The sequence below is a fragment of the Actinoplanes sp. NPDC048967 genome, assembly GCF_040649415.1.
In the GTDB taxonomy this organism is placed as follows: Bacteria; Actinomycetota; Actinomycetes; order Mycobacteriales; family Micromonosporaceae; genus Actinoplanes.
On sequence record NZ_JBEZFL010000007.1, the window covers coordinates 49,086 to 65,183 of the forward strand.

At 72.3% G+C, this 16,098-nt stretch carries 19 protein-coding genes; 9 read left to right on the top strand and 10 right to left on the bottom strand.

Annotated elements, in window-relative coordinates; genetic code table 11:
- Positions 1 to 86: 86 nt before the first annotated feature.
- The 6 genes from AB0C12_RS28495 to AB0C12_RS28520 all read right to left on the bottom strand — a co-directional run bounded on the left by AB0C12_RS28495 (position 87) and on the right by AB0C12_RS28520 (position 6,026).
- Positions 87 to 2,051 (bottom strand): ABC transporter ATP-binding protein, encoded by a 1,965-nt coding sequence (locus AB0C12_RS28495; protein WP_360552905.1) that lies wholly within the window; start codon positions 2,049 to 2,051, stop codon positions 87 to 89.
- Entirely contained in the window at positions 2,048 to 3,784 is a 1,737-nt protein-coding gene (locus AB0C12_RS28500) for an ABC transporter ATP-binding protein (RefSeq protein ID WP_360552906.1), read from the bottom strand. Before AB0C12_RS28500 ends, AB0C12_RS28495 begins: the two co-directional genes overlap by 4 nt.
- A gap of 3 nt (positions 3,785 to 3,787) precedes the next feature.
- On the bottom strand, positions 3,788 to 4,366 hold the full coding sequence (locus AB0C12_RS28505) for a helix-turn-helix domain-containing protein (protein ID WP_360552907.1): 579 nt from the start codon (positions 4,364 to 4,366) through the stop codon (positions 3,788 to 3,790).
- Positions 4,367 to 4,471: 105 nt separating this feature from the next.
- Complete coding sequence (locus tag AB0C12_RS28510) at positions 4,472 to 5,230, bottom strand: alpha/beta fold hydrolase (RefSeq protein WP_360552908.1); 759 nt, start codon at positions 5,228 to 5,230, stop codon at positions 4,472 to 4,474.
- Positions 5,227 to 5,682, bottom strand: a complete 456-nt coding sequence (locus AB0C12_RS28515) for an SRPBCC domain-containing protein (protein WP_360552909.1) — start codon at positions 5,680 to 5,682, stop codon at positions 5,227 to 5,229. The genes AB0C12_RS28510 and AB0C12_RS28515 overlap by 4 nt, the downstream gene beginning before the upstream one ends.
- The gene (locus AB0C12_RS28520; protein ID WP_360552910.1) at positions 5,679 to 6,026 is read right to left on the bottom strand and encodes a metalloregulator ArsR/SmtB family transcription factor; all 348 of its coding nucleotides are present in this window, start codon (positions 6,024 to 6,026) and stop codon (positions 5,679 to 5,681) included. Before AB0C12_RS28520 ends, AB0C12_RS28515 begins: the two co-directional genes overlap by 4 nt.
- 121 nt (positions 6,027 to 6,147) lie before the next feature.
- Here AB0C12_RS28520 and AB0C12_RS28525 point away from each other — a divergent pair, with 121 nt between their 5' ends.
- The 5 genes from AB0C12_RS28525 (at position 6,148) to AB0C12_RS28545 (ending at position 10,398) form a co-directional block, all read left to right on the top strand.
- The gene (locus AB0C12_RS28525; RefSeq protein WP_360552911.1) at positions 6,148 to 6,672 is read left to right on the top strand and encodes a PadR family transcriptional regulator; all 525 of its coding nucleotides are present in this window, start codon (positions 6,148 to 6,150) and stop codon (positions 6,670 to 6,672) included.
- A complete protein-coding gene (locus AB0C12_RS28530) occupies positions 6,669 to 7,349 on the top strand; it encodes an ABC transporter ATP-binding protein (protein WP_360552912.1) in 681 nt (226 codons plus the stop codon). The genes AB0C12_RS28525 and AB0C12_RS28530 overlap by 4 nt, the downstream gene beginning before the upstream one ends.
- On the top strand, positions 7,346 to 9,565 hold the full coding sequence (locus AB0C12_RS28535) for an FtsX-like permease family protein (RefSeq protein WP_360552913.1): 2,220 nt from the start codon (positions 7,346 to 7,348) through the stop codon (positions 9,563 to 9,565). Before AB0C12_RS28530 ends, AB0C12_RS28535 begins: the two co-directional genes overlap by 4 nt.
- A 7-nt stretch (positions 9,566 to 9,572) precedes the next feature.
- Positions 9,573 to 10,079, top strand: coding sequence for a DinB family protein (locus AB0C12_RS28540; protein ID WP_360552914.1), 507 nt, complete (start codon positions 9,573 to 9,575; stop codon positions 10,077 to 10,079).
- A gap of 124 nt (positions 10,080 to 10,203) precedes the next feature.
- Entirely contained in the window at positions 10,204 to 10,398 is a 195-nt protein-coding gene (locus AB0C12_RS28545; RefSeq protein WP_360552915.1) for a hypothetical protein, read from the top strand.
- A 63-nt stretch (positions 10,399 to 10,461) separates the two neighbouring features.
- Here the strand turns inward: AB0C12_RS28545 and AB0C12_RS28550 are convergent, their stop codons facing one another.
- Complete coding sequence (locus AB0C12_RS28550) at positions 10,462 to 10,740, bottom strand: YggT family protein (protein ID WP_360552916.1); 279 nt, start codon at positions 10,738 to 10,740, stop codon at positions 10,462 to 10,464.
- 77 nt (positions 10,741 to 10,817) lie between these two features.
- Here AB0C12_RS28550 and AB0C12_RS28555 point away from each other — a divergent pair, with 77 nt between their 5' ends.
- Both AB0C12_RS28555 and AB0C12_RS28560 read left to right on the top strand, forming a co-directional pair.
- Positions 10,818 to 11,546 carry an MBL fold metallo-hydrolase gene (locus AB0C12_RS28555; protein ID WP_360552917.1) on the top strand — a complete coding sequence of 243 codons (729 nt, stop codon included), beginning with the start codon at positions 10,818 to 10,820 and terminating at the stop codon, positions 11,544 to 11,546.
- Positions 11,547 to 11,555: 9 nt separating this feature from the next.
- Positions 11,556 to 12,104, top strand: coding sequence for a GNAT family protein (locus tag AB0C12_RS28560; RefSeq protein ID WP_360552918.1), 549 nt, complete (start codon positions 11,556 to 11,558; stop codon positions 12,102 to 12,104).
- Here the strand turns inward: AB0C12_RS28560 and AB0C12_RS28565 are convergent.
- Positions 12,073 to 12,942: an NAD(P)H-binding protein gene (locus AB0C12_RS28565; protein WP_360552919.1), complete on the bottom strand. Its 870-nt coding sequence runs from the start codon at positions 12,940 to 12,942 to the stop codon at positions 12,073 to 12,075. The two genes, AB0C12_RS28560 and AB0C12_RS28565, sit on opposite strands and share 32 nt — an antisense overlap.
- 81 nt (positions 12,943 to 13,023) lie before the next feature.
- On the opposite strand from AB0C12_RS28565, the gene AB0C12_RS28570 reads away from it, so the two are divergent.
- Positions 13,024 to 13,707 (top strand): TetR/AcrR family transcriptional regulator, encoded by a 684-nt coding sequence (locus AB0C12_RS28570; protein WP_360552920.1) that lies wholly within the window; start codon positions 13,024 to 13,026, stop codon positions 13,705 to 13,707.
- Here the strand turns inward: AB0C12_RS28570 and AB0C12_RS28575 are convergent.
- Entirely contained in the window at positions 13,697 to 14,554 is an 858-nt protein-coding gene (locus AB0C12_RS28575; RefSeq protein ID WP_360552921.1) for a helix-turn-helix transcriptional regulator, read from the bottom strand. The genes AB0C12_RS28570 and AB0C12_RS28575 overlap by 11 nt on opposite strands.
- Positions 14,555 to 14,642: 88 nt before the next feature.
- Between AB0C12_RS28575 and AB0C12_RS28580 the strand changes: the two genes are divergently transcribed.
- Positions 14,643 to 15,416: a glucose 1-dehydrogenase gene (locus AB0C12_RS28580; protein ID WP_360552922.1), complete on the top strand. Its 774-nt coding sequence runs from the start codon at positions 14,643 to 14,645 to the stop codon at positions 15,414 to 15,416.
- Here AB0C12_RS28580 and AB0C12_RS28585 read toward each other — a convergent pair.
- Positions 15,309 to 16,061 (bottom strand): DUF2306 domain-containing protein, encoded by a 753-nt coding sequence (locus AB0C12_RS28585; RefSeq protein ID WP_360552923.1) that lies wholly within the window; start codon positions 16,059 to 16,061, stop codon positions 15,309 to 15,311. The genes AB0C12_RS28580 and AB0C12_RS28585 overlap by 108 nt on opposite strands.
- Between the last annotated feature and the right edge of the window lie 37 nt (positions 16,062 to 16,098).

Sequence of the window (16,098 nt, forward strand, 5' to 3'; positions counted from 1 at the left end):
GGCGGCATCGCCGGAACCTTCGGAAACCGGGCCACGGAGCTGAGGAGTCGCCGCCCCGCGACCCGGAGCACAACCGGACGGCACCCTCAGTCGACCTCCACGGCGGCCTGGGCGAACTGCGCCGAGTACAGCCGGGCGTACGCGCCGTCCGCGGCGATCAGGTCGTCGTGGGTGCCCTGCTCGACGATCGCGCCGTGCTCCATCACCAGGATCACGTCGGCGTCCCGGATCGTCGACAGGCGGTGGGCGATCACGAACGAGGTGCGGCCCGTCCGCAGCCTGTTCATCGCGCGCTGGATCAGCACCTCCGTACGGGTGTCGACCGAGCTCGTCGCCTCGTCCAGGATCAGGATGCTCGGCTCGGCCAGGAACGCCCGGGCGATCGTGATCAGCTGCTTCTCGCCCGCCGACACGTTCGAGCCCTCCTCGTCGATCACCGTCTCCATGCCGTCCGGCAGCGACCGGACGAACCGGTCGACGTGGGCCGCCTCGGCCGCCTCGGCCACGGACTCCGGCGTGGGGTGGTCGGCCCCGTACGCGATGTTGTCGAAGATCGTGCCGCCGAACAGCCACGGGTCCTGCAGCACCATGCCCATGTGCTCGCGCAGCTCCTCGCGGGGCATTGTGGCGATGTCGACGCCGTCCAGGGTGATCCGGCCGCCGGTCACCTCGTAGAAGCGCATCAGCAGGTTGACCAGCGTGGTCTTGCCGGCGCCGGTCGGGCCGACGATCGCCACGGTCTGCCCGGGCTGCACGGTCAGCGACAGGTTGTCGATGAGCGGCTTGTCCGGCAGGTAGCGGAACGACACGTCCTCGAAGGCGACCCGGCCACGGACCGGGTCACCGAGCACCGGAGCGGGCGCATCCGCGGACTGCTCCGGCGCGTCCAGCAGCGCGAAGACCCGCTCGGCCGACGCCACCCCGGACTGCACCAGGTTGGCCATGCTGGCCACCTGGGTCAGCGGCTGGCTGAACTGCCGTGAGTACTGGATGAAGGCCTGCACGTCGCCGAGCGACAGCGAACCCGTGGCCACCCGCAGCCCGCCGACGACCGCGACCAGTACGTAGTTCACGTTGCTGATGAACATCATCGCGGGCTGGATCAGGCCGGAGATGAACTGGGCGCGGAAGCTGGACGCGTACAGCTTGTCGTTGTGCTCCCGGAAGGTCTCGGCCGCCTCCTGCTCGCGGCCGAAGACCTTGACCAGCGAGTGGCCGGTGAACATCTCCTCGATGTGGCCGTTGAGCCGCCCGGTCGTCGCCCATTGGGCGACGAACTGCGGCTGCGACCGCTTGCCGATCCGGGTCGTGACCCAGACCGACACCGGTACGGTGACCAGCGCGATCAGTGCCAGCAGGGGCGAGATCCAGAACATCACGGCCAGTACGCCGATGATGGTCAGCAGGCTGGTGACGAGCTGGCTGAACGTCTGCTGCAACGTCTGCGCGATGTTGTCGGTGTCGTTGGTGGCCCGGCTCAGCACCTCGCCGCGCGGCTGCTGGTCGAAGTAGGCCAGCGGCAGCCGGGCCAGCTTGGCCTCGACCTGCCCGCGCAGCCGGGACACGGTGGCCTGCACCACCGTCGCGGTCAGCCGGCCCTGGAACACGCCGAAGGCCCACGCGGCCACGTAGAGCGCGAGCACCCAGAGCAGCAGGTGCCCGAGGCGGGTGAAGTCGACGCCCTGGCCCGGGATGACGTCCATCGACGCCAGCATGTCGGCCCGGTTGGTCTCGCCCTCGGCGCGCAGCCGCTCGACGAGCTCGGCCTTGCTGACCCCGGCGGGCAGGCCCTTGCCGACGATGCCGTCGAAGATGATGTCGGTGGCGTGGCCGAGCAGGCGCGGGGCGATGACCGACAGCGTCACGCTGGTGATGCCGAGCAGCAGCACCACCCCGACCAGGACCCGCTGCGGGCGCAGCATGCGCAGCAGCCGCAGGCTGGAGCCCTTGAAATCCTGCAGCTTCTCGGCCGGCATGCCCCCGCCGCCCATCATCCGGGCCCCGGGCCCGCCCATCGGCGGTCCGGCGGGACGGCGAGTTGGCGCAGTCATGCGGCAGCCTCCTGCTCAGTCAGCTGAGAAAGAACGATCTCGCGGTACGTGGGATTGGTGTCCATCAGTTCGGTGTGCGAGCCGGTGCCGACGACCACGCCGTTGTCGAGCACGACGATCCGGTCGGCGTCGCGGATGGTGCTGACCCGCTGGGCCACGATCACCACGGTCGCGTCGGCGATGTGCGCGGTCAGCGCCGCCCGCAGCGCCGCGTCGGTCGCGTAGTCCAGCGCCGAGAACGAGTCGTCGAAGAGGTAGATCTCCGGCCGGTGCACCAGCACCCGGGCGATCGCCAGCCGCTGCCGCTGACCGCCGGAGACGTTGGTGCCGCCCTGCGCGATCGGCGCCTCCAGCCCGCCCTCCATCCGTTCGACGAAGTCCCGGGCCTGGGCCACCTCGAGTGCGGTCCACAGCTCCTCGTCGGTCGCGTCCGGGTTGCCGTAGCGCAGGTTCGACGCGACGGTGCCGCTGAACAGGTACGGCTTCTGCGGCACCAGGCCCACAGTGCGGGACAGCAGCGCCGGGTCGAGCTCGCGGACGTCGACCCCGTCGACCAGCACGGTGCCGCCGGTGGCGTCGAACAGTCGGGGGACCAGGTTGAGCAGGGTCGTCTTGCCGCTGCCGGTACTGCCGATGACGGCCGTGATCTCCCGGGGCCGGGCCGTGAGGTCGATGCCGGACAGCACCGGCGCCTCGGCGCCCGGGTAGTGGAAGTCGACGCCGCGCAGCTCCAGGGAGCCGTGCCGGCTCAGCTCGGTGACCGGCCGCGGCGCGACCACCACGCTGGACGGCAGCACCAGCACCTCCTCGATGCGCTCGGCGCAGACCTCGGCCCGGGGGATCATCACGAACATGAAGGTGGCCATCATGATCGCCATCAGGATCTGCATCAGGTAGCTGAGGAACGCGGTGAGCGCCCCGATCTGCATCGAGCCGTCGTCGATGCGGTGCCCGCCGAACCACAGCACCGCCACGCTGGAGGCGTTCACCAGCAGCATCACGGTCGGGAACATCAGCGCCATCAGCCGCCCGACCCGCAGTGACACGTCGGTCAGCTCGGCGTTGGCCACGCCGAAGCGGGCCTGCTCGCGGTCGTCGCGGACGAACGCGCGGATCACCCGGATGCCGGTGATCTGCTCGCGCAGCACCCGGTTGACCTTGTCGATGCGCACCTGCATGGTGCGGAACAGCGGGCGCATCCGGACGATGATCAGCGTGACCACGCCGACCAGGACGGGCACGACGACCAGCAGCAGCGAGGACAGCGGCACGTCCTGCCGCAGCGCCAGCACGATGCCCCCGACACACATGATCGGAGCCGAGACCATCAGCAGGAACGTCATCAGCACCAGCATCTGGACCTGCTGGACGTCGTTGGTGGTGCGGGTGATCAGCGAGGGCGCGCCGAACTGGCCGACCTCGCGGGCCGAGAAGTCGAGCACCCGGGAGAAGACGGCGGCCCGCACGTCGCGGCCGACGGCCATGGCGGTGCGGGCGCCGAAGTAGACGGCGGCGACCTGGGCGGCGATCTGCACCAGCGTGATGCCGAGCATCTCGGCGCCGACCATCATGACGTAGCCGGTGTCGCCGGGCACCACGCCGTTGTCGATGATGTCCGCGTTCAGCGTGGGCAGGTAGAGCGTGGCGAGCGTGGCGACGAACTGGAAGAGCACGACCATCCAGATCGCTTTCCCGTACGGTCGCAGCCGCGCGCGCAGAAGTCGGACGAGCACCGGTCAGACACCCCCGTGTGAATGGTCTGGTTGGACGAGCAGCCCGTCGAGCAGCAGCGACACCAGCTCGTCGCCGTCGAAGCGCCGGTCGGCGAACGGGCCGTAGGTATTGGCTCCGCAGAAGAGCAGAACCAGCCGGGCGACCTCGGCCGGTGAACGTCGCAGCTGGGCGGCGTCCGGCTCGATCAGCTCGGTCAGGGCGGCGAGCAGTTGCTCGCGAGCCCGGTTCATCCGCATGATGCCCGCCGGATCGTGGGCATGATGGGCGTGCCGGACCGCGGCCATCAGGCGGGCGTTGTGGGCGAACCGCTTCATGATCAGGGTGGTGGCGGCGGCCAGCCGGCCCCGCAGATCCCGGCCCGGACCGATCGCGGCGACGGCGTCGATGGTGGGCGCGGGATCGAAGGCCTGCACCATCGCGGCGGTGAGCAGTGATCTCTTGTCGGGGAAGACACCGAAGATGGTGCCCTCGGCGACCCCGGCCGCCTGGGCGATCTGCTTGGTGCTGACGTCGAGCCCGTGCTCGTGCAGCAGCGGGATGGTCGCGGCGATCAGGGCGGCCCGCCGGTCCTCGGGGGCCATGGCGGGCACCCGTCGGCGTCGCGCACTCCGGTCCGGGTTGGTCACTCCGTGGAGCTTAATGAGCGAGCACTCACTCAACCACTGATATTTGTCATGGGTGGTTGCTCAGTCCAGGAGGAAATCGATCATGATCGGGGCCAGGGCGTCCGGCCGCACGTCGTGCGTCTGGCCCGCCAGCGAGCGATGCTCGGCCGCCGGGAACGCGGCCGCCGTCGCCTGCGCCGCCTGCCGCATCTCCGCCGGGCTTGCGGTCCCCGAGACGACCAGCATCGGTACGGTGACCGGCAGCTCGCCCGGCACTCGCCCGTCATCGAGCAACGCGTCGTCGTAGGCCAGCGTCGGGGCGATCGCCTCCAGGGCCGACCAGCCCGGGCCTCTCCGCATGCCGGCGATCACCGGTGCGGGCACGCCGACGGTGGTCATGAACAGCTCGACCGCGTCCCCGCGCCGGCCCGCCTCCAGCAGCTCACCGAGCCGCGCGGTGTACTCCTTGTCCCCGCCCAGGAACGGCGGCTCGTACAGCACCAGCCCGGTGACGCCCGGATCGGCGGCGGCGGTGGCCAGGGCCAGGGCACCGCCCGACGACATGGCGTAGAGCGCGGCCCGGCCACCGGCGGCCCGCACGATCGCCCGCAGGTCCTCGACCTCGCGCTCCGTCGCGTACGGCTGGGTGTCGCCGCTCTCGCCGCGGCCCCGCCGGTCGTAGGTGAAGACGGTGAAGGCGCTCGTCAGGAGGGCGGCCAGCGGCCGCATCGGGCCCGCGGCCCGGTAGCACATGGCCCCGTCGATCAGGACGAGCGCGGGCCCGCGGCCGGCGCTGTCGTAGGCGATCTCGGTGCCGTCGGCGGATGTCACGGTGGTCATGTGGGCTCCTGGCTGGTCAGCTGGGCCACGTAGGCGGCGTAGCGGTCCAGGCTGGTGACGAACCCGGCCTGGGCCTCGGCGGCGAGATACGCGGCGGGCACATTGCTCTGGTGGGTGACGACCTCGGTACGCCCGTCGTGCAGGTCGGTGAAGGTGACCGTGGTCCGCATGCCGCCCTCGACGCCGGCCTCGACCCAGACGAGCCGGTGCGGCCGGTCGATCTCGGCGAAGACCGCCCGCATCGTGTACGTGCTGCCGTCGGCCTCGTTGACCATGGTGGTCTCGAAGGCGCCGCCCGGCCGCAGGTCGACCACGATGCCCCCGACCGGTGTCGTGGTGCCGGCCGGGCCCCAGAAGTGCACGAGATGGGCCGGCTCGGTCATGCAGGCGAAGAGCAGCTCGGGGGAGCCGCGGTGCACCCGGGTGAAGGTGAGCTCGCCGGTGCCGGTCACCGGGTGCCCTCCGGCGCGCTGCGCAGCTTGCTCAGGTGCTGCTCCAGGCGATCGTGCCGGTCCGCCCAGACCTGCCGGTGCCGGGCCACCCACTCGACGGCCTCGTCGAGCCGCCCGGTCTCCAGCACGCAGGGGCGCGACTGCGCCGTCCGGGTGCGGGAGATGAGCCGGGCCTGCTCCAGCACCTTGAGGTGTTTGGAGACGGCCTGCTGGCTCATCGGCAGCGGCTCGGCCAGCTCGTTGACCGTGGCGTCGCCGTGGGCCAGCCGGGCGAGGATCGCGCGCCGGGTGGGATCGGCGAGCGCGGAGAACACCTGGCTCAGGTCATCCTGCAGAACGGGCATGCGCCGAACAGTACGCACAACTCGGTCGTTGTACAACCCATAGGTTGTCGTCGGTCCGAGCGGGGTCCCGGTGCCGGGCCGCTATTCCCTGAGCGTATACTCTCAGCGTATAGTCCTTGGCATGACGGTGCCGCTGACCCTTCTGGGGCTTCTCGAACGTGAACCCAGCCACGGCTATGACCTCAAGCGCGACTACGACGCATACTTCGGGCGTGGCAAGCCGCTCTCGTTCGGCCAGGTCTATGCCACGCTGTCCCGCCTGGCCCGCGACGGCAAGGTCGTCATCAGCGACCTGGAGCCGGGCGAGGGTCCCGACCGCAAGCGCTACATCATCACCGATCTCGGCGCGACCGAGGTGGACGGCTGGCTGACCGAGCCCGTCGCCCCCGAGCCGCACCTGCAGACCGTGCTCTTCGCCAAGGTGACCCTCGCGCTCATGCTCGGGCGCAACGCCGAGGGCTATCTCGACACCCAGCGCGCCGCCCACCTGCAACGGATGCGCGAGCTCACCGAGATCAAACGCACCGGCGGCCTGGTCGACGCCCTGCTCGCCGACCACGGCCTGTTCCACCTGGAGGCCGATCTGCGCTGGATCGACCTGACCTCGGCCCGGCTCGACGCCCTGGCCAAGGAGGTCCGGTCATGACCGTCATCGAGGCGCGCGACGTCGTCCTGTCGTTCGGTGAGACGCCCGCGCTGCGCGGCGCCGACCTTGCCGTCGCCGAGGGTGAGCTGCTGGCCATCATGGGTCCGAGCGGCTCCGGCAAGTCCACGCTGCTGCACTGCCTGGCCGGCATCCTGGTGCCGGAGTCCGGCGAGATCCTCTTCGAGGGCCGGCGGGTGGACCGGCTCGGCGAGACCGAGCGCAGCCGCCTGCGGCGGGACAAGTTCGGCTTCGTCTTCCAGTTCGGCCAGCTCGTGCCCGAGCTCAGCGCGCAGGAGAACGTCGCCCTGCCGCTGCTGCTCAACGGGATGCGGCGGGCGGCGGCGGTGGCCGAGGCCCGGGCCTGGTTCGGCCGGCTCGGCCTCGACGGCCTCGAGGAGCGCCGCTCCGGCGAGCTCTCCGGCGGTCAGGCCCAGCGGGTCGCCCTGGCCCGGGGGCTGGTGGCCCGGCCGCGGGTGCTGTTCGCCGACGAGCCGACCGGCGCGCTCGACTCGCTCACCGGCGAGCAGGTCATGGACCTGCTGGTCAACGCGGCCCGGGCGGAGGGCACCACGGTCGTGCTGGTCACCCACGAGCCGCGGGTCGCCGCGTACGCCGACCGCGAGGTCGTCGTCCGTGACGGCCGGGTGCACTCGCTGACCGCCGAGGCGATCGCATGATCCGCTTCGGGCTGCGGCTCACGCTCGCCGGTGGCCGGGAGGCAGCGGTACGCCTGATCGTCATCGCCCTGGCCGTGGCCCTCGGAGTGGGCATGCTGCTGCTGGCGCTCACCGGGCTGAACGGCGTGACCAGTCAGAACGACCGGTACGGCTGGGCCAACTCGGCGGACGCGCCCGGCGCCGAGCAGGGCGTCGATCCCCTGTGGTGGCAGTTGCGGGTGGACGGCTTCGACAGCCGTACCGTCGGCCGGGTCGATCTGGCCGCGACCGGTCCGCTCTCGCCGGTGCCGCCGGGCCTGCCCCGGCTGCCCGGCCCGGGGGAGTATTTCGCGTCGCCGGAGCTGGCCAAGCTGATCGCGGACACCCCGGCGGCCCAGCTGGCCGACCGCTTCCCGGGCCGCCGCCTGGCCGGCACGATCGGCCGCGACGCGCTGCCCGCCCCGGACTCGCTGGTCGCCGTCGTCGGCTACACCCCCGCGGAGCTGGCCCGGCGCGCCGGTGTCACCCGGGTCGGAACGATCGCGGCGACCCCGCCGGAGCAGTGCCCGAACGGCTGCTGGCGAGGCATCCCGACCTCCGGCCTCCAGCTGATCCTGGCGGTGGTGGCGGCCGCCCTGATCTTCCCCCTGTTCATCCTCATCGGTACGGCCACCCGCCTCGCCGCCACCCGCCGCGAGCAGCGGTTCGCGGCGATGCGGCTGGTCGGCGCGACCCCGGCGCAGGTCTCCACGGTGTCCGCGGTGGAGTCCATGGTCTCCGCACTCGCCGGTACGGTCCTGGGTTTCGTCCTGTTCTTCCTCGTCCGGGACACGGTGGCGGCCATCCCGTTCACCGGCGCCCCGATGTTCCCCGAGGACCTGGCGCTCGACCCGGTGACCTTCGTCGGCGTGGCGCTCGGGGTGCCCGTGGTCGCCGCGCTCGCGGCCCGGCTGGCTCTGCGCCGGGTGCGGATCTCCCCGCTGGGCGTCACCCGGCGGGTCACGCCCCGCCCGCCCCGGGCCTGGCGGCTGATCCCGCTCGCGGCCGGCCTGGGCGAGCTGGCGTACTTCGTGGGCCGCCGGCCCGGCACCACCAACGGGCAGATCATGGCCTTCCTGCCGGGCATCTTCGTCGTCATGATCGGCCTGCTCGTGGCCGGCCCGTGGCTGACCATGGCCGGCTCCCGGCTGGTCGCGCGCCGGGCCAAGCGGCCGGCCGCGCTGATCGCGGCCCGCCGCCTGGCCGACAACCCACGGGCCGGCTTCCGCTCGGTCAGCGGCCTGGTGCTGGCGCTGTTCGTCACGAGCGTGGCCGTCGGGGTGATGGGTTCGATCGCCGCCGACCGGGGCACGCCGAGCCGGGCGCCTGATGCCGCCAACCTGATCACCCTGTTCCGGGATCGGGATGCGGCGCCGATCGGTGATCCGGTCCCGGCCGGGCTGGCGGCGCAGCCGGGTGTCCTGGGTGTCGCCGTGACCCGGATCCCGCCGGCGAGCGTGCCAGTGCCCGAGGCCCCGCCCGGTTCCACCACCTTCTGGCCTTACGTGCTGGCCTCATGCGACGACATCGCCGGGCTGCCGGGCGTGACCCCGTGCGCTGCCGGGGTCCGTACCGTCTGGGTGTGGCCCGACCTGACCGGCCCGGACGAGTGGACCGGACCGTGGCCCGCCGCGGACGTCGACCCGGCCCGGTTGAGCACCTTCAGCGCTCAGTCGGTCGTGACCGTGACGGACGGCTCGACGCCCGCGCTGGAACGGGCGCGGACGATCCTGCAGCTGGCCCACCCGATGCTCTACTCGCCGTATTCCAGCGTGGAGTTCATGGCCGAGACGGCCAAGGTTTTCGAGGGCTGGAAGCGGCTGGCCGACGTGGTGATCCTGGCCAGCCTGGCCATCGCCGGGTGCAGCCTGGCGGTGAGCGTGGCGGGTGGCCTGAGCGAGCGCAAGCGCCCCTTCAGCATGCTGCGGCTCACCGGCGTCCCGCTGGGCACGCTGCGCCGGGTGGTCGCGCTGGAGAGCGTCACCCCGCTGGTGATCGCCGCGACAGTGGCGCTGGGCTCCGGTCTGCTGGCCGCCCATCTGTTCCTGACCGCGCAGATGAGGTTGTCGCTGAGCCCACCCGGGATCTCGTTCTATGTCATCGTGGTCGCCGGGCTCGCGGCGTCGCTCGCCGTGATCGCGTCCACGATGCCGCTGCTGCGCCGGATCACCGGCCCGGAGGCGGCCCGCAACGAATGAGGGGCCTGTGCAGGACGACCGGATAGACCCACCGCTGCTCGGCGGGGAACGCGAGACACTGCGCGCCTACCTGGACTACCACCGGGCGACGCTGGCGATGAAGTGCCAGGACCTGTCGGACGAGGAGCTGCGGCAACGCTCGATGCCGCCGTCCACGCTGACTCTGCTGGGCCTGGTGCGGCACATGGCGGAGGTCGAGCGCACCTGGTTCCGCCGGGTCATCAACGCCGAGGACATCCCGCTGCGCTGGTCGGCCGAGGGTGACTTCCAGGCCGCGTACGACGCGTCGGCGTCCACCCGGGCTGAGGCGTTCGGCGCGTGGCAGGAGGAGGTCGAGCATGCCCGCCGCATCGAACGGGCGGCCGAGTCGCTGGACGTGACGGGCTACCAGGCGCGGTGGGGCGAGCAGGTCTCACTGCGCCTGGTGATGCTGCACATGATCCACGAGTACGCCCGGCACAACGGCCACGCGGACTTCCTGCGCGAGGGCATCGACGGCGAGGTCGGCGCCTGAGCCACACGCCCGGCCGTCGTCACGCGGCGCCGCGTCGCGTCGGCTACCCCGCGCGTCGGCCACCCGGCGCGCCGGGGATCGGGGAGTCTTCGGCCCGGCCGGGCGGTGGGGCAGACTGATGGCCATGGTGCAGCCAGGTCCGGACCCGGACAACTACCCGCCGATCGACCCGAGCGAGCCCGTCCCCGACGATCCGGGTGAGCTGTCCCCGGACACCCCGGAGACGTTGCCCCCACCCCCGGTCGAGCCGATGCCCGGCCCCGACGACCCGGGCAACGTGCCCGAGGGCGATCCCGGCAACGTGCCCGAGCCCGCCTGAGCAAGCGACGGCCCGGCTGATCACTCAGCCGGGCCGTCGTCGATCAGAGGAGGCCGGAGGGAGTCAGCCGATCAGCGAGCGGATGATCACGATGGCCAGGAAGACCACGATGAAGGCCAGGTCGATGGACATCCCGCCGAGACGCAACGGCGGCACGACCCGGCGGACCGGGGCCAGGATCGGCTCGGTCACCGCGTGCACCCCGGCGGAGAGCCGGGAACGCACGGACCCGTACGCGGACGGCCCGGCCAGCGCCACGGTCCAGTCGAGCACCGCCCGGGCGATCAGCAACACCTGCAGCAGCAGCAACACCAAGCTCACGATGGCGAGCACGAGACCCATGAAGACCTCCAAGGCCGGACGGGGGCGTTCTCCACTATGCGCGTTTTTGTTGTGAATTCGCTGAGTGGCGGTTGCGGATGCGGCTGACCGTGCTGGGGGCCTGCGGCGCGTGGCCGGAGCCGGGCTCGGCCTGCAGTGGCTACCTCGTCGAGCACGACGGCTTCCGGCTGGTGCTCGACCTGGGCTACGGCACCATGCCGCGGCTGCCCGGGCCGGTCGACGCGGTCTTTGTCAGCCACGGCCACCCCGACCACTGCGCGGACCTGAACCCGCTGTTGCGCGCCCGGGCGCTGAGCGCGGATCCACCGGCACCGTTACCGGTCTTCGCGCTGCCGGGCGCGCTCGACGCGGTCCTGGCGCTGGACCGGCCGGGGATGCTCGACGACGCCTACGTGCTGCACGAGCTCACGCCGGGGGAGCCCTTCCGGGTCGGCCCGTTCACCGCGTCGACCCGGCTGCTGCCGCATTTTGTGCCGAACGCGGGGATCCGGCTGGCCGCCGGTGGGCGGGTGCTGGCGTACACGGGGGACTGCGGCCCGAGTCCCGAGGTGGTGGCGCTGGCCCGGGACGCGGATCTGCTGATCGCCGACGCGACGCATCTGGGCGGCGTACCGCTGGATGATCGGGGTCTGCTCAGTGGTCCGCGGGATGCGGGCCGGCAGGCCCGGGAAGCGGGGGCGCGGCACCTGCTGCTCGCCCATCTGTGGCCGGGCACCGACCACCGTGCCGCCGTTGCCGAGGCGGCGGCCGAATACCCGGGCCGGATCGGTGTCGCGGTGCCCGGACTCGTCGTCACGCCTGGGTAGGCTGCCGGGATGTACGCGATCGATCTTGGCGGGGGAGCGCAGCTGCGGCCCCTGGAGCCGTGGCAGGCGCCGGAATTCCTCGCCCACATGGACCGGGCCCGGGCCACCGTGGACCCGTGGATCCCGTGGGCGGGCCTCAGCACCGATCTGGAGTCCGCGACGGTGACCCTGCAGCGCTACGCGGACAAGGCGGCCGGTGACAGCGGCCGGCTGCACGGCATCTGGCTCGACGGCACGCTCGTCGGCGGCGTCATGTTCGTCCACTTCGACGTGGCCGCGGGCACCTGTGAGGTCGGCTGCTGGCTGGAGCCGGCCGCCCAGGGCCGCGGCCTGATCACCCGCGCCGCCCGGCTCCTCATCGACTGGGCGATCGAGGTGCGGGGCATCTTCCGCGTCGAGTGGCACTGCCGTACGGACAACACCGCGAGCTCGAACGTCGCCCGCCGCCTGGGGATGCGCCTCGACGGCGTGCTGCGCGGGGAGTTTCTCTATCAAGGTGTCCGCCACGACACCGAGGTGTGGTCGCTCATCGCCCCGGACCGGCCGGCAGCGAGCTGACCAGGTAGTCCTCGATGCTGGTGGCGGGCCGGCCCAGCAGGCCGGCCAGGGTCGGGTCGGCGGGCCCGAAGTCGCCGTGCCGGCTCGCGGCGAACAGGCCCACCAGCATGTCGGCGGCCGCCTCGGGCAGGCCCGCGGCGAGCAGTCCCTGTCGGTATTCCTCGTCCGAGACGACCACCCGGCGGATCGGCCGGCCGGTGCGCTGCGCCGCGATCTCGGCCACCCGGGTCATGTCGACCGCTGCCGGGCCGGTCAGCGGCGGGGTGAAACCGTCGAACCCGCCGTCGATGAGGATCCGCGCGGCCGCCGCGGCCAGGTCGGCGTGGGTGGTCCAGGCGACCGGGCCGTCCGCGGGCACCCGCAGCTCGCCCGTCTCCAGCGCGTGCCCGAGCAGCAGCGGGACCGTGCTGGCGTAGAAGCCGTTGCGCAGCGAGGTGAACGCCACGCCGGCCTGCCGCAGAGCCTCCTCGGTCGCGGCGTGGTCGGGCATCGGCGGGAACGGCGAAGCCGGGTCGGCACCCATGTGGCTGGTGTAGACGATCCGCTTGGCGCCCGCCGCGACGGCGGCGTCGACGGCGTTGCGGTGCCGGCGCACGGACTCTTCCCCGGTGCTGTTCACCGAGACGACGAGCACGGTGGACGCTCCCTCGAAGGCGTCGCTCAGGCCGGCGGGGTCGTCGAAGTCGCCTGGCCGGACCCGGACGCCGCGCTGTTGCAGGCCGGTGAGCTGCTGTGGATCGCGGGCGCTGGCCGCGAGCTGATCGGCCGGCACCTGCTCCAGGAGGTTGTCGAGGACGGCGCGGCCCAGCTGTCCGCCGGCTCCGGTAACGATGATCATGTGAAGTCCTTTCCAGTGATAACACAGAGACCGTACCACTGGAAATACCAGTGGAATCAAGTCTGAGATATCATTGGAATTGTGAGTGACAACACGCGTGACCGCATCGTCGGCGCGGCTCTGGAGCTGCTGACCGCAGGCGGCGAGGACGCCATCTCCACGCGGGCCGTCAGCGCCGCCGCCGGGGTGCAGCCGCCGACCATCTACCGGTTCTTCGGCGACAAGCAGGGACTGCTCGACGCGATCGCGACTCACGGGCTCCAGCAGTATCTGGCCACCAAGTCCACGGCGCCGCTGTCCGACGACCCGGTGGCCGACCTGCGCCGCGGCTGGGACCTGCACGTCGAGCTGGGGCTGGCCAATCCCGCGCTCTATACCTTGATGTACGGCCGGCCCCGCACCGGGCATGCCGCCTCGGCGGCCACCCACGCGGCGGCCGACGTGCTGGCCGGGCACATCAGGCGGATCGCCGAGGCCGGCCGGCTGCGGGTCTCCGAGGCGCTGGCGGCCTCGCTCGTGCACGCGGCCGGTTCCGGCGTCACCCTCGCGCTGATCGCCACCCCGGCGGATCAGCGCGAGCCGGCTCTGTCGGTCACCGCCCGGGAGGCGGTCATCGCGGCGATCAGCACCGAGCGGCCCGTCGGCCGGGAGCCCGGGCCGGTGACCGCGGCCGTGGCTCTGCACGCCGCCTTGCCCGCACTCGAAAGCCTCTCGACTGGCGAGAAGGTGCTGCTGGGCGAATGGCTGGACCGCATCACCGCCTGACCGTGGTGGTCATCCGCTGGGTGCCGATGACCGAGAGCAGATGCAGGGCCGCCTCGGACGGCGAGCCGGGAGCCGCGGTGTAGATGACCACCCGCTGGTCCCGGTCCGCGATGTCCAGCACGTCGCAGTTGACGGTGACCGGGCCGACCTGCGGGTGTTGAAACGTCTTGATGAGGGCCGGCACCGTGCGGATGTCGTTCGAGCTCCACAGCCGGGCGAAGTCCTCGCTGCCCGTCAGGAGGTCGTGGATCAGCTCGCTCACCTCCGGGTCGCCGGGATAGCGGGCGGCGGTGGCCCGCAGGTGCAGGGCGGACATGCGGGCGAACGCATCCGCGTCGGAAACTCCGTACAGGCGGCGGCCGTCGAGGTGCGGGCCGAGGAAGACGCGCCGCACCAGGTTGCGGTCCCGGCGGGAGCGCGCGGAGAAGTCCTCCATCAGCGCGGCGGCCAGGGCGTTCCAGGCGATCACCTCGTAGGTCGCGGAGGTGACGATCGCGGCCGTGAGCGGCAGGCGTCGCAGCAGATCCAGGATGCTCGGCCGGACCTCGCGGGACGGGCCGGGTGGCGGACCCGGTGGCTGCCCGGCCAGGTGGTGCAGATGGTCGCGTTCGGCGTCGGCCAGGCGCAGGGCCCGGGCCAGGCCGGCGAGCACCTCGCGGGACGGGTTCGGGCCGCGGCTCTGCTCCAGCCGGGTGTAGTACTCGGTCGAGATGAACGCCAGCTGCGCCACCTCCTCGCGGCGCAGCCCAGGGGTGCGGCGGCGCGGGCCGGCCGGGAGCCCCACGTCGGCCGGCGTGATCCGTTCCCGCCGGGAACGGAGGAAATCCGCGAGCTGTCGCTTGTCCACCCGCCCAGTGTCGTCGCGTACGACGGTGGCTATCCAGGCACCGACGATGCCTGGATAGGGTCCCGGCGGCGGGCGCAGGGTCGCAACCATGAACAACACCAATGAGGGCCTGCTGGCCGGCAAGGTCGCCTTCGTCTCCGGCGCCGGGCGGGGCATCGGCGCCGCCGCGGCCCGCCTGTTCGCTCGCGAGGGCGCCCGGGTGCTGCTGGCCGCGCGTACCGGGCAACAGTTGAAGGCCGTGACCGAGGAGATCCGGCGGGACGGCGGCCGCGCGGACCACGTGGTCTGCGATCTGGCCGACGCCGACAGTGTGCGGGCCGCCGTCGCGCGGACCGTCGAGGTCTTCGGGCGGCTCGACGTCGCCTTCAACAACGGTGCCACCATCACCCCACCGGTGCCGTTCGACCAGGTACGGGAGGAGCACTTCGACGAGCTGTACGCGGTGAACCTCCGAGGTGTGTGGCTGGCCATGGTGGCCGAGATCGGTGCCATCCGGGAGACGGCCGGCGCCGGGGCCATCGTCAACAACTCCAGCGTGGGCAGTCTGCGGGGCAATCCGGCGCTGCCCGCGTACGGGGCGATGAAACGCGCGGTCAACAGCCTCACGGAGTCGGCCGCCGTCACGTACGGGCCGCAGGGCATCCGGGTCAACGCGATCGCGCCCGGCAACACGAGCACCGAGATGATCCGTACCTGGGAGGCGGACTCGCCCGGCCTGACGGACCGCCTCATCGCCGCGACGCCGCTGCGCCGGTCAGCCGATCCGGCCGAGATCGCCGAGGCCGCGGCGTGGCTGCTCAGCGACCGGGCCGCCTTCGTGACCGGCGCCGTGCTCCCGGTCGACGGCGGCGCCCGGGCGTGACCCGACCGGGCGGGGACGGCGCCGGATGATCCATTCCGCCACCGCCAGGTTGATCGTCCAGGCGGCGATCATCAGCACCGCCCGGGTGCCCACGCCGGGCTGACCGGCCGTCAGCACCCACGGCGCGTGGGTCAGCGCCTGGGTGCCCGCGCCCTGGCCGATGGCGTACGCCCGGATCATCCACGCGCGGTGCCGGGCGATGTCGCGCCGCCGGATCGCCAGGAAGCTGAGCACGATCGCCACCGCCATGACCGTCCCGAAGCCCAGCCGGGCCAGCCCGAGGACCCCGAAGCGCGGGCCGTCGAACGCCGGCAGCGGGTAGTACAGGGTCATCCACACCCCGGTCACCGCCGCGGCCAGGCCGCACGGCACCAGGACACGACCGGCGATCCGGTGCCATCGGGGTCGGCGCCGGCGCAGCCCGCGGTGGAACTGGAACGCCCCCAGCAGGCAGAACAGGGAGGCGCCGATGATGTGCACGACCACCGGCAGCGGCACGGCGAGGAAGCGGGCGTTGGCCGGTGTGGCCTCGGCGCCGGCGGCCAGTTCGGTCACCCGGACGCCGCCGGCGAGCACCGGTACGGCGCTGAGCAGCAGCAGACCCGCCGTGACCCGCCACTCGGACCGGGGGGAGGAATTCGTCATGGCCTGATGGTGCCGAGCGGCGCCGGCCGGCTCATCG

Coding starts and splice junctions, on each gene's coding strand:
- AB0C12_RS28495 (WP_360552905.1), bottom strand. CDS start 2,051: ATGACTGCGCCAACTCGCCGTCCCGCCGGACCGCCGATGGGCGGGCCC.
- AB0C12_RS28505 (WP_360552907.1), bottom strand. CDS start 4,366: ATGGCCCCCGAGGACCGGCGGGCCGCCCTGATCGCCGCGACCATCCCG.
- AB0C12_RS28510 (WP_360552908.1), bottom strand. CDS start 5,230: ATGACCACCGTGACATCCGCCGACGGCACCGAGATCGCCTACGACAGC.
- AB0C12_RS28520 (WP_360552910.1), bottom strand. CDS start 6,026: ATGCCCGTTCTGCAGGATGACCTGAGCCAGGTGTTCTCCGCGCTCGCC.
- AB0C12_RS28525 (WP_360552911.1), top strand. CDS start 6,148: ATGACGGTGCCGCTGACCCTTCTGGGGCTTCTCGAACGTGAACCCAGC.
- AB0C12_RS28530 (WP_360552912.1), top strand. CDS start 6,669: ATGACCGTCATCGAGGCGCGCGACGTCGTCCTGTCGTTCGGTGAGACG.
- AB0C12_RS28535 (WP_360552913.1), top strand. CDS start 7,346: ATGATCCGCTTCGGGCTGCGGCTCACGCTCGCCGGTGGCCGGGAGGCA.
- AB0C12_RS28545 (WP_360552915.1), top strand. CDS start 10,204: ATGGTGCAGCCAGGTCCGGACCCGGACAACTACCCGCCGATCGACCCG.
- AB0C12_RS28550 (WP_360552916.1), bottom strand. CDS start 10,740: ATGGGTCTCGTGCTCGCCATCGTGAGCTTGGTGTTGCTGCTGCTGCAG.
- AB0C12_RS28555 (WP_360552917.1), top strand. CDS start 10,818: ATGCGGCTGACCGTGCTGGGGGCCTGCGGCGCGTGGCCGGAGCCGGGC.
- AB0C12_RS28560 (WP_360552918.1), top strand. CDS start 11,556: ATGTACGCGATCGATCTTGGCGGGGGAGCGCAGCTGCGGCCCCTGGAG.
- AB0C12_RS28565 (WP_360552919.1), bottom strand. CDS start 12,942: ATGATCATCGTTACCGGAGCCGGCGGACAGCTGGGCCGCGCCGTCCTC.
- AB0C12_RS28580 (WP_360552922.1), top strand. CDS start 14,643: ATGAACAACACCAATGAGGGCCTGCTGGCCGGCAAGGTCGCCTTCGTC.
- AB0C12_RS28585 (WP_360552923.1), bottom strand. CDS start 16,061: ATGACGAATTCCTCCCCCCGGTCCGAGTGGCGGGTCACGGCGGGTCTG.